This is a genomic window from Phytobacter sp. RSE-02 (assembly GCF_040578655.1).
GTDB classification, from domain to species: domain Bacteria; phylum Pseudomonadota; class Gammaproteobacteria; order Enterobacterales; family Enterobacteriaceae; genus Phytobacter; species Phytobacter diazotrophicus.
In genome coordinates this window covers 39,061-54,196 of sequence record NZ_JBEULY010000001.1, presented here as the reverse complement: position 1 = coordinate 54,196, position 15,136 = coordinate 39,061, and the positions used below count along the sequence as shown (strand labels likewise).

Genomic DNA, 15,136 nt, shown 5'->3' with positions numbered 1-15,136 from the left:
CGAAGCGTTCCTGGTACTGAGGTTATCCACTCGACGCAGAGTGGAGTACCTGTCACTCATTGGCTTCGTTGAAGCCATACTGCAATAGTGACAGGTACTCACACTCTGCCCAGTGAAGATGGCATCAGTGACGCGTGGGCAGTCATAAAACCTGAATGGCGATCCACCATCCGGGATGCAAGGTTTCCTTGCCACGCCGCTATTAACGTCGAGTATAACAGCAGAAAAAGTCCTTTTCATCATGCTTTTACCTTTACTGCCAGCCGCAATGCCAGCATATGTTCACACGGACCACGACGCAGTCGGTTCTGATGGAAATAGTGACAATTGCACTCACCCACCGTCAGCCGCTGGTCTGTATCCAGCATAAGGGAAACGTTGTACCGTACGGCATTATCCAGAACCTGACCGCGCATTTGCGTTCCGGTGGCATTACTCAGGGCGCTTTCTACCTGCACCAGGCCGGCGTTGACGAAGTTGATAGCCTTCTCTTCCCGTTCGTTACTAAAGCGCAGTTGTTCCAGTGGGATCGGCTCGCGGCAAAGCGCGCGAATACGATAGAGATCTTTGTTAAGGTCATAGAGCACCTGACCATGCTGGCTGTAGGCTGCCAGCGTCGCTTTTACTATGCTTTCGTCCAGCCCCAGTTCGGTGGCAAGAGAGGCGCATGAAGCCATATGGTGCTTGCTCAGTGCCTGATAAACCCGCTCCAGCGTCAGGGTATCGACTGTCTGGCGTGGCGCGAGCAAATCAAAATTGCCCTGAGCCGACCAGTCATTCGCGCTCCAGCCGGACAGGCCGAGCGTAAAACTCATCGCCCCTAAATCTGCGGTCCAGAATGAAGGCATACCATCGTCAAGAAGGCAGACATCGAATTTTTCAGCTATCGGGATCAGACGTTCGAGGATATGCAGTCTGCGCCGTCCCCAGACACGTATGGAACGCGGCTGGTCGCCCTTGTAGAGCGAACGTGGGCAGACCAGCGTTTCATTCCACGGCTCAAAAATCACTTTGACGGGCTGCCCCGGCGTCAGCTCAAAACGCAGCGAGCGCGGCCCGCTACGCTCTTTTTTACGCCTGAGCCGGAAGCAAATATTGTGCATATCCATGGGCGCAAGCGAGAATTTCACCATCGGCAGGGTCATCGCCGAGCTGACTTGTAAAAAACCGCGCACCCAACTGTCCGGCAGATCGATTTTCTTCTCTTCACACTCGCTGCCGTCCGTCTGAATGGCGAAGCCGTCCGGATCAATTTTCAACTGCGTCGGGTGATAATCACGGATTTTCTGAAAGGCCTGGTAGAGCCCTTCGGAATAGTCGATGTTAGTGGTCCCAAAGGCACGCTCGCTGATGTTGTCAAAAACATCGTACTGACAACTCAGTTTGCCGTAGCTTGATTCATCCTCAGAAAAACATTCAAAAAAGACTTCGTCGGGATGTACGGTGATCACCGGATCCAATACATACCAGGCGTCAATATCGTTTTTATAGAGATAATCGAAATAGGCTTTTTGCGCCTGATGATAAGGTGCAAGCAATGTTGCAGCCTCTTTGTTCAGCACATGTAATCGCCCGCTAATCTCATTCGCTTCTTGCTCAAGCTGGCTTTTCTGCGCAATAAATTCCGCTAATAACCGCTGTTCCTCTCCTGCCAGCCAGCGCCGATAGTCGGTTTTATCTTTCGGCTGAAAACGCATGTCCGATACCACCACGTTATGCAGCGCGGAGATGGCCTCGCGAAACGCCAGTTTCTGCCTGAGCTCACCGACGAAGAACGCCGGTGGGCGAAGACTATCTGGCGAGAACGTCAAACCAGCTTCCGAGGCCTGACTCTTTCCCTGATAACGATAACTAACCTGCATGAGGCGCTCCTTGTTCGGGTCGGGCAATAATTTCCAGCGGCAAATTCAAATGGGGATACTGTCTTTGCAGTTGAAGCATGGCCTTGATCAGCGGCGCTTTGTCTTTTTGCACAACTGTCAGCGACAGGCGAGTCAGCAATGTCGCCACCATCTCAAGCACCAACGGGCTGGCAGCCGCCTGCTGCGTAAGAAAAGCAAGCGTCCTGTCTTTAGCGACACGCCCACGGTTAACCTGGGAAAGGATTGTCAGGAAGCAAGGTTTCAGCGCCAGGATGACGTCGGGCTTTCCGGCGGCATACTCTTCAAAAAAATGGGTCACAAAGGTCTGTACCGTCAATGATGGATGCTGGCTCAGCTTTAACAGGTACGCTTCCCCCTGCTCGCGCTGGAAGAACGTTTGTAACAGTTCCCGACCATAAGCCTGCACATCGTCGCGGTTGCTGTCGCAGACCTTGACGATCAGTTCCGGGGTCCAGCCTGGAGAGGTGTAATTCTGGCGGAAATACGCAAAACCAAATTCTTGGGTTGCGGGCCAGTCACTTTCCAGTAACTCCAGCGCAGCACTGCTCTGTTCGCGGACAACATCTACATGTGAGGTGAAGGCCTTCAACGCATAATCACGAATATGATGATCAGGGTGATTTGCCAACGCCACCCATTGATTCACACTCCACGCCAGCGGAGAACGGGTCAGAAGACATTCACGCCCCAGGCTTTGTGCTGCCAGCGATCTGGCATTAATCAGCCGCCAGATGGTGTCTTTGTCCAGGGACATCAGGCAGGCATTAAGCTTGTGCGTGAAGAACGTTAACAGCGCCTGATGTGCGCCCTCGTAGGCTTCTTTTTGAAAGGCTAATGGGAATAATCCCGCAAAGACCTCAGCAGCATGCTGCTCTGCCAGTTGCCCCAGTAGCATGTAACAGGCTTGCCGCTCTTCTGCCTCCCCGCACTGGAGCAGATCAATTAACTGCGGTAACTGCAGCAAGACTAATTCCGGACTTTGTTTGCCTAACAGCGCGATGCCAGCGGCGCGGATAGCCGCGACAGGCGAGTTGTGAATCTGAACCAGCAGGGCTTGCGAAAGCGGGCTCTGCGTCAAATCGGAACTCACCAACAACCGGGCGGCTAAAAGCTGCACACCCGTATCGGGATGGGCGAGTAGCTCGCTGAAATTCTCAATCGTCAGCGACGGGACCATGGCAGGCAGATGGCTCACCAGGCACATCGACAACCAGAGGGCATGTTGCTCAGAAAAGGTGGTCTGCGCGTCGGTAAGCCGCAGCAAAAGCGCCCGCCTTAACGTCTGCTGTTGCGAGGTGGTCAGAGGCTGCCGGGAAAAACGCTCTTCTAACCACGCGCTGATCTGCGCATCGTCAGCCAGCAAAAGCGCGGTAACCAGTTCGGTTTCATCAAACAGTGCGCTAATGCTGTTTAAATGGGTCAGCGCCAGGCTGCGCGCTTGCGGGTGGACACTGTTAATCAGCCCCAGCAGCAGCTCAGGAGTGAGCGAACGCGCAGTAAGAAGCGAGAGCACAAAATCGGCAATGAGCGGGAACGGACGAGCCAGCAACTGCACCAGTTGGCTATCGGTGAGGGCCTGGCAGAAGGAGACATTATCTTTCATTGCCCTGAGCGCAAACGTGCAAACGGCTTCACTCTCGCTCAGGCACAATAACGTCAGCAGTGCATCAGGGCGCTGATCCCAGAGTTGTGGAAATGCCTCGACGCGGCGTTCATCCTTTTCATCGCTGACCCGAATCCATAACGCTCTCTGCCTGTGGCGCTGATAGTGAGGATGTTGTAAACGCAAAATGGCGTTCCACGCGAAAAGATGCGCATCGCTGGCGAAAACGCCTGAATCACTCTGCTTTTCTGCAACCAGGTATTCTTTCTTATACTGGAGCAGAAGCGCGCAGGCCATATCGACATAGCGAGCGTCGCCACGGGCACCGAGACGCCGCAAGGCACGCCAGCTACGGCGCCGCAGGTAGTCGCGCGTTTTGCGCGAATAGGCCAGCCTGCTATCGTCGCGCAGAAGTTCCTGACTGGGTTTGAGATAGCCCACGCCGTTCACCCAGACGCCGTCCCACTGGGCAGAATAAAATTCCCGCGTAGTATCAAAACGCCAGGCCAGCAGGGCAAACATCGGCGCATCCAGGCGGAACTCGGCCATTTTGAACAGGTAGCGCACACCTTTAAACAGATGAGGGCGCAGAGGCAGAATGTATAGCAGACGAATCAGGCCTTGATGCAATAGCGGGTTGTCCAGCGCCACCCGATAGAGCGTTTTGAGTAATGTACTCGCGTTGGGATTCTGTTCATTAATGTGGCGCTGAAGTTGTGCATCGATTGCCTCAATATCGCCAACAGCTAATGCCTGGGACAGCTCTGACGGTAATGAGGCCAGCAAGTTTTGCCGCAGCCCAGCGATATCGTCATCGTCACCCAGACGCAGATACACTTCATAAGCAAGGTTGTTTAATGGCGGATATGGGCTTTCAAGAAAGGGTCTCACACGCGCCAGGTTGTGCTGATTCCCCGTGCGCCCCAGCGTCCAGAGACGGGCGTAATTTTCCAGCCAGTGATGTTCCTCGTTAAGCCCCTTTTCCAGCCAGTCTGCCAGCATAGCGTTCGGCTGCTGAGGGAGTCGCCATATGCTTCTGGCTCGTTGTTCGCTCTCTTTAATGCGATCGATTTGGCGTATTAAGGTGTGTAACGAAGAAGAGAAAGTGCTGACAGCGAAGGGGGAAAGTGAACCGGCCTCAACGTAGCCTTTGTTGGTTTTGGCAACCACCACGCTTGCGAAAATAGCCTCGGCATTGGTGAAATCAACGGGGGCAGGCGTTTTTGTCCCTTCCCGTAACGTGCCGCCACGCCGTCCGTAGCGAAAATTAACCCAGTAACGATTCACCTCGTTGCCTGGCTGTTCACAGAGATCCACCTCATAGACCTTGTCTGAGGCTCCCTGCGTAAAGGTTAATTTTACCTTTTTAATCAGCTTCATAACCGTTCCCTTCCCTGTTAGCGCCGGAAACGATTGTACTCAATATCGTCAGTTCTGTCTTTTAGATAAGCAACCGGAAAGAGGAAGCACGCCCGACCATGTGGGCCGGGCGTGCTGGATGGGGTTAACCTAACTGCTTACGCGCATTGCGGAAGATACGCATCCACGGGCTGTCCTCGCCCCAGTTTTCCGGGTGCCAGGAGTTAGAAACCGTACGGAACACACGCTCCGGATGCGGCATCATCAGCGTCACGCGACCACTTTCGTTGGTAACCGCGGTAATACCGTTTGGCGAACCGTTCGGGTTAGCCGGGTAGGTTTGGGTCACTTTACCGAAGTTATCGACAAAGCGCAGCGCCACCAGACCTTTGCTTTCAAGCTGAGCCAGATGGGCATCATCACGCACTTCCACGCGGCCTTCACCGTGGGAAACCGCGATAGGCATTTGTGAACCGACCATACCCTGCAGCAGCAGCGACGGACTTTGCGTCACTTCGACCAGGCTGAAACGCGCTTCGAAGCGGTCAGAGTGGTTACGCACAAAGCGTGGCCACAACTCACTGCCCGGCACCAGTTCACGCAGGTTAGACATCATCTGGCAGCCGTTACAGACGCCCAGCGCCAGCGTCTGCGGACGGTGGAAGAAGGTCTCGAACTCATCGCGCACGCGGTTGTTGAACAGAATCGATTTCGCCCAGCCTTCACCCGCGCCCAGTACGTCACCGTAAGAGAAGCCGCCGCAGGCCACCAGCGCCTGGAAATCTTCAAGCCCGGTACGCCCGGCCAGCAGGTCGCTCATGTGGACGTCGATGGCATCAAAGCCCGCACGGTAAAACGCTGCCGCCATCTCCACATGGGAGTTAACGCCCTGCTCACGCAGTACCGCCACTTTCGGGCGCGCGCCGGTCGCAATATACGGTGCCGCAATGTCTTCGTTAATATCGAAAGAGAGCTTCACGTTCAGGCCCGGATCGCTATCGTTAGCTTTCGCCTGATGCTCTTCGTCAGCGCATTCCGGGTTGTCACGCAGGCGCTGCATCTGCCAGGTGGTCTCTGCCCACCACATACGCAGGGTGGTACGACTTTCGCTGAACACAGCCTGACCTGCCGCCTCGATAACAAACCGATCGCTCGCCGTGGCCTGACCCAGGTAGTGAACACAATCCGCCAGACCGTTTGCCGCCAGCAGCGCTTCTACCGCTTCGCGGTCCGCTGCACGAACCTGAATGACGCCACCCAGTTCTTCGTTAAACAGCGCCGCCAGATGATCCTGGCCCAGTGCGGCGATATCCACATTCACACCGCAGTGACCGGCAAACGCCATTTCGGCCAGCGTCACCAGCAGACCACCGTCGGAACGGTCATGCCAGGCCAGCAGTTTGCCCTCTGCCACCAGCGCCTGCATTGCATTCCAGAAACCTTTCAGTTGCTGGACATCACGCACATCGGCAGTTTTATCGCCCAGTTGACGGTAAACCTGAGCCAGCGCGGTTGCGCCCAGCGCATTGTGGCCTTTACCCAGATCAATCAACAGCAGGGCGTTGTCTTCGGTAGAAAGTTGCGGCGTCACGGTACGACGCACATCTTCGACGCGGGCAAAAGCGGTGATCACCAGCGACAGCGGCGAGGTCATCTCGCGCTGCTCGTGACCTTCCTGCCAGCGGGTTTTCATCGACATAGAGTCTTTACCCACCGGAATGGTCAGGCCCAGCGCCGGGCAGAGTTCCTCACCCACGGCTTTTACCGCGTCGTACAACCCGGCGTCTTCACCCGGATGACCGGCTGCGGACATCCAGTTTGCCGAGAGCTTAATGCGGTTGAGTTCACCGATTTGCGTGGCCGCCATGTTGGTCAGGGACTCACCGACAGCCAGACGGGCAGAGGCCGCGAAGTCCAGCAGTGCAACCGGCGCACGTTCACCGATGGACATCGCTTCGCCGTAGTAGCTGTCCAGGCTGGCGGTGGTCACCGCACAGTTAGCGACAGGCACCTGCCACGGGCCAACCATCTGATCGCGCGACACCATACCGGTGACGGTACGGTCGCCGATGGTCACCAGGAAGGTTTTCTCGGCGACGGCAGGCAGATGCAGCACACGGTTTACCGCGTCCGCAATAGAAATGTCACGTGAATCGATGGCTTCACCGGCCGCTTTACGTGTCTGCACGTCGCGGGTCATTTTTGGGGTTTTACCCAGCAGCACATCCAGCGGCAAATCGATCGGCTGGTTGTCGAAGTGGCTGTCGCTCATGGTCAGATGTTGCTCTGCCACGGCTTCACCAATCACTGCGTACGGGGCGCGTTCGCGGCGGCAAAGTTCATCAAACAGCGGTAACTGATCGGCCGCAACGGACAGGACATAACGCTCCTGGGATTCGTTACACCAGATTTCCAGCGGGCTCATCCCCGGTTCGTCGCTAAGGATGTCGCGCAACTGGAATTTACCACCGCGCCCACCATCGCTTACCAGTTCCGGCATGGCGTTCGACAGACCGCCCGCCCCCACGTCATGGATAAACTGGATCGGGTTGGCATCACCCAGTTGCCAGCAGCGGTCAATCACTTCCTGGCAACGACGCTCCATTTCCGGGTTGTCACGCTGCACGGAAGCAAAATCCAGGTCCGCGTCAGACTGGCCGGAGGCCATGGAGGAGGCAGCGCCGCCGCCCAGACCGATGTTCATCGCCGGGCCGCCGAGGACGATCAGTTTCGCGCCAACGGTGATCTCACCTTTTTGTACGTGATCGGCGCGAATGTTGCCGATACCGCCTGCCAGCATGATCGGTTTGTGATAGCCACGCAGCTCTTCGCCGTTGTGGCTGTTCACTTTCTCTTCGTAAGTACGGAAGTAGCCGGTCAGCGCCGGACGGCCAAATTCGTTGTTAAATGCCGCGCCACCGAGTGGGCCTTCGGTCATGATATCCAGTGCGGAAACGATACGTTCCGGCTTACCGAAATCTTCTTCCCACGGCTGTTCAAAACCCGGAATACGCAGGTTAGAAACGGAGAAGCCCACCAGACCCGCTTTCGGCTTCGCGCCACGTCCGGTCGCCCCTTCGTCACGAATTTCACCACCAGAACCGGTTGCCGCGCCCGGCCACGGAGAAATCGCCGTCGGGTGGTTGTGGGTTTCCACTTTCATCAGAATGTGCGCCGCTTCCTGGTGGAAGTCATAACGACCATTCTCGTGGTCAGCGAAGAAACGCCCGACCTCAGAACCTTCCATCACCGCGGCGTTGTCTTTATAGGCAGACAGCACATAGTCCGGGGTTTTCTCGAAGGTGTTTTTAATCATTTTGAACAGCGATTTTGGCTGCTGTTCGCCGTCAATCACCCAGTCGGCATTGAAAATTTTATGACGGCAGTGTTCAGAGTTCGCCTGCGCGAACATGTAGAGTTCGATATCATTCGGGTTGCGGCCAAGGCGGCTAAACGCATCCTGCAGATAATCAATTTCGTCTTCCGCCAGTGCCAGACCGAGACGCACGTTAGCGTCGATCAGCGCCTGACGCCCTTCACCCAATAAATCCACACTTTGCACCGGCGCAGGCTGATGATGTTCAAACAGGCGTGCCGCATCCGCTTCGGCGGTAAATACGGTCTCCATCATGCGGTCATGCAGTTCAGCCGCTACGCTTGCCCATTGCGCTTCGGTCAGCGTTGAGGCCTCAACATAGTAGGCCACGCCGCGCTCAAGGCGATTGATTTTGCCAAGGTCGCAGTTGTGCGCGATATCCGTTGCTTTAGAAGACCAGGGGGAGATGGTGCCAGGACGGGGCGTAACGAGAAGTAATTTTCCGGTTGGGGTATGGCTGCTCAAGTTCGGACCATATTTCAGCAGGCGTTGCAGCCGCGTGAGCTCTTCCTCGTTCAGCCGATCGTTCACATCGGCAAAATGGACATACTCAGCGTAAATATTGCTCACCGGGAGCCGGGCTGCCTGAAAACGCGCCAGCAGTTTGTTGATACGAAATGCGGACAGTGCAGGCGAACCACGCAGAATTTCCATCATAAGTCTCTCGTCTTCGAAGCTTTAAGTGTGCATCAGGGGGAAAACGGGCGTCATTATAGAGAATCCTGAGCGGTGACGAAACCGTTTGCGTCGAAATAAAATCATGAGTGGCATTTGGCAGCAAACCGTAGCGGCTTCGCTAATTAGTTGCCAACTGGCGTATTGTTGCGCAAAATGCCGCTCAACGACCGATAAACATCCTTGTATTCATGGCGGCTATTTATTGAGGCATCGCACGGCGCAGAGAATTAACTAATTGAAAAAATTTAAGATTAATTATCTGCTTATCGGCATCGTCACCCTGCTGCTGGCAGCGGCCCTGTGGCCTTCTATCCCCTGGTTCGGCAAAGCCGACAACCGCGTTGCGGCCATCAAGGCGCGGGGCGAGCTTCGCATAAGCACTATCGCGTCCCCTTTGACGTATGCCAGTGTAGATAATAAACCTTACGGGCTTGATTACGAGCTCGCCCAACAGTTCGCCAGCTATCTTGGCGTTAAACTGAAAGTGACCGTACGCCAGAATATCAGCCAGCTTTTTGATGATCTCGACCACGGCAAGGCCGATATGCTGGCAGCCGGGCTGGTCTATAACAATGAGCGCCTCGAAAACTACCAGCCGGGCCCGGTTTACTATTGGGTTTCGCAGCAACTGGTTTACCGCGTTGGCAGCTACCGCCCCCGCAGCCTGGCTACCGTCAATGACACCCAACTCACCATCGCCCCAGGCCATGTGGCGATCAACGATTTACGTGAACTTAAAGAGAAAACGTTCCCGGATCTGAGCTGGAAGGTGGACGATAAAGCAGGCACCAACAATCTGCTTGAAGACGTGGTGAACGGCAAACTCAGCTATACCGTAGCGGATTCGGTCGCCGTGAGTCTGTTCCAGCGCGTCCATCCGGAACTGGCCGTCGCTCTCGATATCAGCGATGAGCAGCCGGTCACCTGGTTTAGCCGCCGCGATGACGACAATACCCTGTCGGCGGCGATGCTCGACTTCTTTAATAACATTAATGAAGACGGGACCCTGGCGCGCCTGGAAGAGAAATACCTCGGTCATGGCGATGATTTTGATTACGTCGACACGCGCACCTTCTTACGTGCGGTGGACAGCGTTCTGCCCGATCTCCAGCCGCTGTTTACGAAATACGCGCAGGATATTGACTGGCGTCTGCTGGCCGCGATTTCATATCAGGAGTCCCACTGGGATACCCAGGCGACCTCCCCCACCGGCGTACGCGGCCTGATGATGCTTACCCGCAATACCGCGCAAAGCCTGGGGCTGAGCGACCGCACGGATGCCGAGCAAAGCATCAGCGGCGGTGCGCGCTACCTGCAGGATATGATGGATAAAGTACCTGACAGCGTCCCTCGCGACGAGCGTATCTGGTTTGCGCTGGCAGCCTACAATATGGGCTATGCGCACATGCTCGACGCCCGGTCGCTCACGGTGAAAACAAAAGGCAACCCGGATAGCTGGGCGGACGTAAAACAGCGCCTGCCGCTGCTGAGTCAGAAACCCTATTACAGCAAACTCACCTATGGGTATGCGCGTGGGCATGAAGCTTACGCCTACGTGGAAAACATCCGTAAATACGAAATCAGCCTGGTGGGGTATTTGCTGGAAAAAGAGAAAGAGGCGGCGAAGAAATCACAACTGGCGCAAGGGTATCCGGCGGTGGCGGCGGAGGAGTTCAATCGTGCGCCTTACGGTATCATGCCCTTTAGCGCTTTTACGCCAGGCGAGGCCTTCCCGCGCAATCCGCTGACTGTACCGGACAAACTGGTGGTGCAAGTGCCAGGCGCGGCTAAATAAGCGGCTCCGGCCCTTTTTTCTGCGCTTTCTTCTCCAGCCGACGCTGACGGAAAAAATCGCTTAGCATTCCGGCGCACTCATCGCGCAAAACCCCTTCGACAATCTCAACCCGATGGTTCATGCCCGGGTGGTGCAGCACATCCATCAGCGAGCCTGCCGCACCGGTTTTCGCATCACGCGCACCGAAGACAAGCTGGCCGATACGGCTATGCACCATCGCCCCGGCACACATCACACAGGGTTCAAGCGTAACGTACAGCGTGGTATCAATCAGACGGTAGTTTTGCAACACCATCCCGCCCTGGCGCAGCGCCATGATTTCCGCATGTGCGGTGGGATCGTGGCGGCCAATGGGACGGTTCCAGCCTTCACCAATAACCTGATTATTGTGGACCAGCACCGCGCCAACCGGCACTTCGCCTTCTTCCCACGCGCGTTTTGCCAGCGCTAACGCATGGCGCATCCAGTAGTCGTGGTTAAGTTCAGGGTTGGACAAAGGGGGTCACTCCAGTTAACAAGCGGGGCGCATTATACACAGCCGTTATGTGTTGCACACGCTCATTCCAGTTGCTGGAGCTGTCCACGCGGCGTCACCCGCCAGCGATGCTGGCAAAAATAGAGCAGTGGGTTGTCCTGTTTACTGTCGCTATAGCCACTGTACAGACGCAGCGGCGTGCCGATTTTGCGCTCAAGCTGAGCAACTTTTTCATGCCCCAGACAGCGTAATGTAAGCACCCACCCACCGTAGCGGCGCTCAATCTGGCTGGCGATAATATTCACTCGCGGCAGCCAGGGGGTATCAAAATAGACCTGTTCCACCAGCGGCTGCGGCGAACCGGTGATAAGCCAGATATCTGCATCGGAGGCCAGAAGATAGTTGGTGAGTCGTTCCTGCACCACCGGAAATGCCGTGACATGCCCGCGAAACCAGGTGGCAAATTTCTGCTCAAGCCGCTTAAGATGCGTTTCGCCGTGACCGAAAGTACATGCCCATAACAGCAGACTCATTGGCCAGCGCGCGGCGCGCCCTTTGACTAACAGGGCGACGCCAATGACGGGCAGTAAAGGCAGAACCAGCAAGACATTCAGAGGGTGATGGCGCAACGTGTAGCGCAGGAATGTGCCGAACATATCCTGCTGATGTAAAGTGCCATCAAGATCAAAAAAGACAATGCGACGCTCGCTGGTAGCCAAATGTTACTCCTCAGGATCGGTGAAACCCAACAGCCAGGTAAACAGGAACCCGGCAATCACTGCTACCAAATAGCCTAACAGATAGAGCATCACTTTTCCGGTAACAATGGTTAACGCAAGCGGTAATCCGGAGATGCCGAAGGTGATAACCGTCGCCACTTTCCAGTAGCTTATCAGCGCACCGCCAACGGCGCCGCCTAAACACGCGCCGAGAAAAGGTTTCCCCAGCGGCAGGGTGACACCGAAAATCAGCGGCTCGCCAATTCCCAGTAATCCCACCGGGAGTGCACCTTTAATCATCTTTTTCAGGCGGGCATTACGGGTTTTCATGAGCACCGCAATCGCCGCCCCCACCTGCCCGACACCCGCCATCGCCAGAATCGGGAACAGGGCGTTGTAACCGTGCGCCTGTACCAGCTCTACGTGGATGGGCACCAGCCCCTGATGAAGCCCGGTAAGCACGAGCGGTAGAAATGCGCCTGCAAGGATAGCCCCCACCAGCAGGCCGCCGCGATCAATAGCCCAGGAAGCCCCGTGCGCGATGCCCTCGGAAATCACGCCGCCCAAGGGTTGTAGCGCAATAATCGCCACAGTCCCTGCGATAAGCGTGGTCAGCAACGGGTTAAGGATAAGCTCGATCGAGCCGGGCAGAATGTCGCGAAATTTTTTCTCAATCCAGCACATTAAGGCCACGACCAGTAACACCGCGATAACCCCACCGCGGCCCGGCTGCAGCGCCTCGCCAAACAGGGTAATTTGCGCCAGTTGTGGGCTGGAGAGGATCCCGGCCATCACCCCGCCCAGCGCCTGCGAGCCGCCAAATACCTTCGCGGTATTTACCCCCACCAGAATATTCATGATGGCAAACACGGCGCTGCCAAAAATGGCCAGCAAACCGAGCATATTGGGGTATTGTGTTGCAAAATCGCCGACGATGTCCGGACGTTTGAGGATATTGATAATACCCGTGATCAGCCCCGAGGCGATAAACGCCGGGATCAGCGGAATAAAGACGTTTGCCAGCTTACGCAGCGCATCACTCATCGGGGCTTTGTATTTGGCTTTCGCCTGCGCCTTGTTACGCTCGACATTATCTAGCGCCGCGTCCGCCCCGCTCATTTGTGATCGCATCGCATCCACCACCTGCGCCGCCTTACCCGGCCCGACAATAAACTGATGCTGCTGGCCCTGTTTGACATAGCCGCTCACCCCTGGCAACTGTTTTGTGGCCGCCTGGTCCAGCTTCGCGTCATCGAAAAGTTCGACACGCACGCGGGTCATGCAGTTTTCAAGACGCTGAATGTTACCCTGCCCGCCCACCCCGTTGAGGATGGCGCTGGCGAGCGCTGCTGTTTTGTCCATACACGCCTCTTTAGTTTTCTAACGCCGCCCGTAAAAAGCCCTGATGCGCCGTCAGTTTCGCGCGTGCCGAAGGCGCATCAAGCCCGGTCAACACCATCAAAATGGCCGGTTTGACGTCGAAATCAGTCTGTTTCAGTACGCTTTGCGCGACATCGCGCGTGACGCCTGTTGCCTCTACTACCATGCGACAGGCACGGTCCACCAGCTTGATATTGGTCGCTTTCATATCGACCATCAGGTTTTGATAAACCTTGCCAAATTTCACCATCGCCCCGGTGGAAATCATATTGAGTACCAATTTCTGCGCAGTGCCCGATTTCAGACGCGTGGAGCCAGTGAGCGCCTCCGGGCCAACCACCGGTGAAATGGCAATATCCGCTTCATGGGCAATAGGGGAATCCGGGTTACAGGAGATCGCCACGGTGGTGCAGCCCACGGCATTGGCATATTTCAGGCCGCCGATGACATAGGGCGTGCGCCCGGACGCTGCCAGCCCCACCACCAGATCCGCAGCGTTCAGTGAGAGGGCTTTCAAATCGTCCTCGCCGAGCTGTGCATTGTCTTCCGCCCCTTCAACGGCTTTGAGCAGTGCCCCAGGTCCACCGGCAATCAGCCCGACCACCAGACCGTGTGGCACGCCAAAGGTCGGCGGGCACTCAGAAGCATCCAGCACCCCAAGTCGCCCACTGGTACCGGCGCCCATATAAATAATTCTGCCGCCCGCTTTCAACGCCAGCGCCGCCGCATCCACCGCCCTGGCAACTTCCGGTAGGGTGGCTTTTACTGCCTGAGCGACCAGCGTATCCTGTTGGTTAAAACGGTTAACTAATTCGATGGTCGTTAATGCGTCTAAATCCATAGTTTCTGGATTGCGTGTCTCGGAAACCAGTGCGCCAAGATTCATTTTTGCTCCTAAAGAATTTTTTATTCATAATAATAGCAAGATATGGAATATAAAATTCATTTGCCTGCGTCAAATGCGTATTTGTAATTGTGGTCACATTTTGCCTCAGGAGACGTGATGAACTGTTTACTTAGTATTCGCCAGCGTTATGCCGGATTTGCACAGAGCGATAAGAAGCTGGCGGATTTCTTGCTGGCCGAGCCCGATCGCGCTCGTCATTTAAGCTCTCAGCAACTGGCGCTGGAGGCGGGGGTGAGTCAGTCGAGCGTGGTGAAATTTGCCCAGAAGCTGGGGTTCAAAGGCTTTCCGGCACTGAAACTGGCGATCAGCGAAGTACTCGCCAGTAGCCCGGATCCCCTCTCCATCACCGTACACAATCAGATTCTCGGTGACGATACGCTGCGCGTGGTTGGCGAAAAGCTTATCAATGAGAATCTGAGCGCCATGCGCGCCACCCTGGATGTGAACAGCGAAGAGAAGCTACAGCAAAGCGTGGAGATGCTGCGCACGGCAAGACGCATTGTGTTGACCGGGATTGGCGCGTCTGGTCTGGTGGCGCGTAATTTTGGCTGGAAGCTGATGAAAATTGGCCTGAATGCCGTAGTCGAGCAGGATATGCACGCCCTGCTGGCCACGGTGCAGGCGATGGATCCACAAGATCTGTTGTTACCGATCTCGTATTCCGGTGAGCGCCGCGAGATCAATATGGCCGCCGATGAAATGTTGCGTGCCGGTGGACGCATTCTGGCGATTACCGGTTTCACTCCTAACGCCCTGCAGCAGCGCGCCAGCCACTGTCTGTACACGATTGCCGAAGAGCAGGCGACCCGCAGCGCGGCTATCTCATCGACCAGCGCCCAAACGATGCTCACCGATCTGTTATTTATGGCCCTGGTTCAGCGCGATCTGGAACATGCGCCGGAGCGTATTCGTCACAGCGAGGAGCTGGTAAAAAAACTGGTTTGAACAGGGAATGATCGTA

General features: G+C 55.8%; 9 protein-coding genes. 2 read left to right on the top strand and 7 right to left on the bottom strand.

The features are described from left to right. Positions 1–239: 239 nt before the first annotated feature. The 3 genes from ABU190_RS00245 to purL all read right to left on the bottom strand — a co-directional run bounded on the left by ABU190_RS00245 (position 240) and on the right by purL (position 8,878). Complete coding sequence (locus ABU190_RS00245) at positions 240–1,862, bottom strand: hypothetical protein (RefSeq protein ID WP_354690066.1); 1,623 nt, start codon at positions 1,860–1,862, stop codon at positions 240–242. After that, entirely contained in the window at positions 1,852–4,866 is a 3,015-nt protein-coding gene (locus ABU190_RS00240; protein ID WP_354690065.1) for a hypothetical protein, read from the bottom strand. The genes ABU190_RS00245 and ABU190_RS00240 overlap by 11 nt, the downstream gene beginning before the upstream one ends. A 124-nt stretch (positions 4,867–4,990) precedes the next feature. After that, a complete protein-coding gene (gene purL / locus ABU190_RS00235; protein WP_271849571.1) occupies positions 4,991–8,878 on the bottom strand; it encodes a phosphoribosylformylglycinamidine synthase in 3,888 nt (1,295 codons plus the stop codon). Positions 8,879–9,134: 256 nt separating this feature from the next. Between purL and mltF the strand changes: the two genes are divergently transcribed. Continuing rightward, complete coding sequence (gene mltF, locus ABU190_RS00230; protein ID WP_079496144.1) at positions 9,135–10,694, top strand: membrane-bound lytic murein transglycosylase MltF; 1,560 nt, start codon at positions 9,135–9,137, stop codon at positions 10,692–10,694. Here mltF and tadA read toward each other — a convergent pair. The 4 genes from tadA to murQ form a co-directional block, all read right to left on the bottom strand. Beyond that, positions 10,687–11,190, bottom strand: coding sequence for a tRNA adenosine(34) deaminase TadA (gene tadA, locus ABU190_RS00225; RefSeq protein ID WP_193794114.1), 504 nt, complete (start codon positions 11,188–11,190; stop codon positions 10,687–10,689). The two genes, mltF and tadA, sit on opposite strands and share 8 nt — an antisense overlap. Before the next feature lie 62 nt (positions 11,191–11,252). Beyond that, positions 11,253–11,888 (bottom strand): phosphatidylglycerophosphatase C, encoded by a 636-nt coding sequence (yfhb, locus tag ABU190_RS00220; RefSeq protein WP_354690064.1) that lies wholly within the window; start codon positions 11,886–11,888, stop codon positions 11,253–11,255. Positions 11,889–11,891: 3 nt separating this feature from the next. Next, complete coding sequence (locus ABU190_RS00215; protein ID WP_354690063.1) at positions 11,892–13,250, bottom strand: PTS transporter subunit EIIC; 1,359 nt, start codon at positions 13,248–13,250, stop codon at positions 11,892–11,894. 10 nt (positions 13,251–13,260) lie between these two features. Beyond that, positions 13,261–14,154 carry an N-acetylmuramic acid 6-phosphate etherase gene (gene murQ / locus ABU190_RS00210; RefSeq protein WP_354690062.1) on the bottom strand — a complete coding sequence of 298 codons (894 nt, stop codon included), beginning with the start codon at positions 14,152–14,154 and terminating at the stop codon, positions 13,261–13,263. A 117-nt stretch (positions 14,155–14,271) separates the two neighbouring features. Here murQ and ABU190_RS00205 point away from each other — a divergent pair, with 117 nt between their 5' ends. Beyond that, positions 14,272–15,120, top strand: coding sequence for a MurR/RpiR family transcriptional regulator (locus ABU190_RS00205; protein WP_354690061.1), 849 nt, complete (start codon positions 14,272–14,274; stop codon positions 15,118–15,120). Positions 15,121–15,136 lie beyond the last annotated feature (16 nt).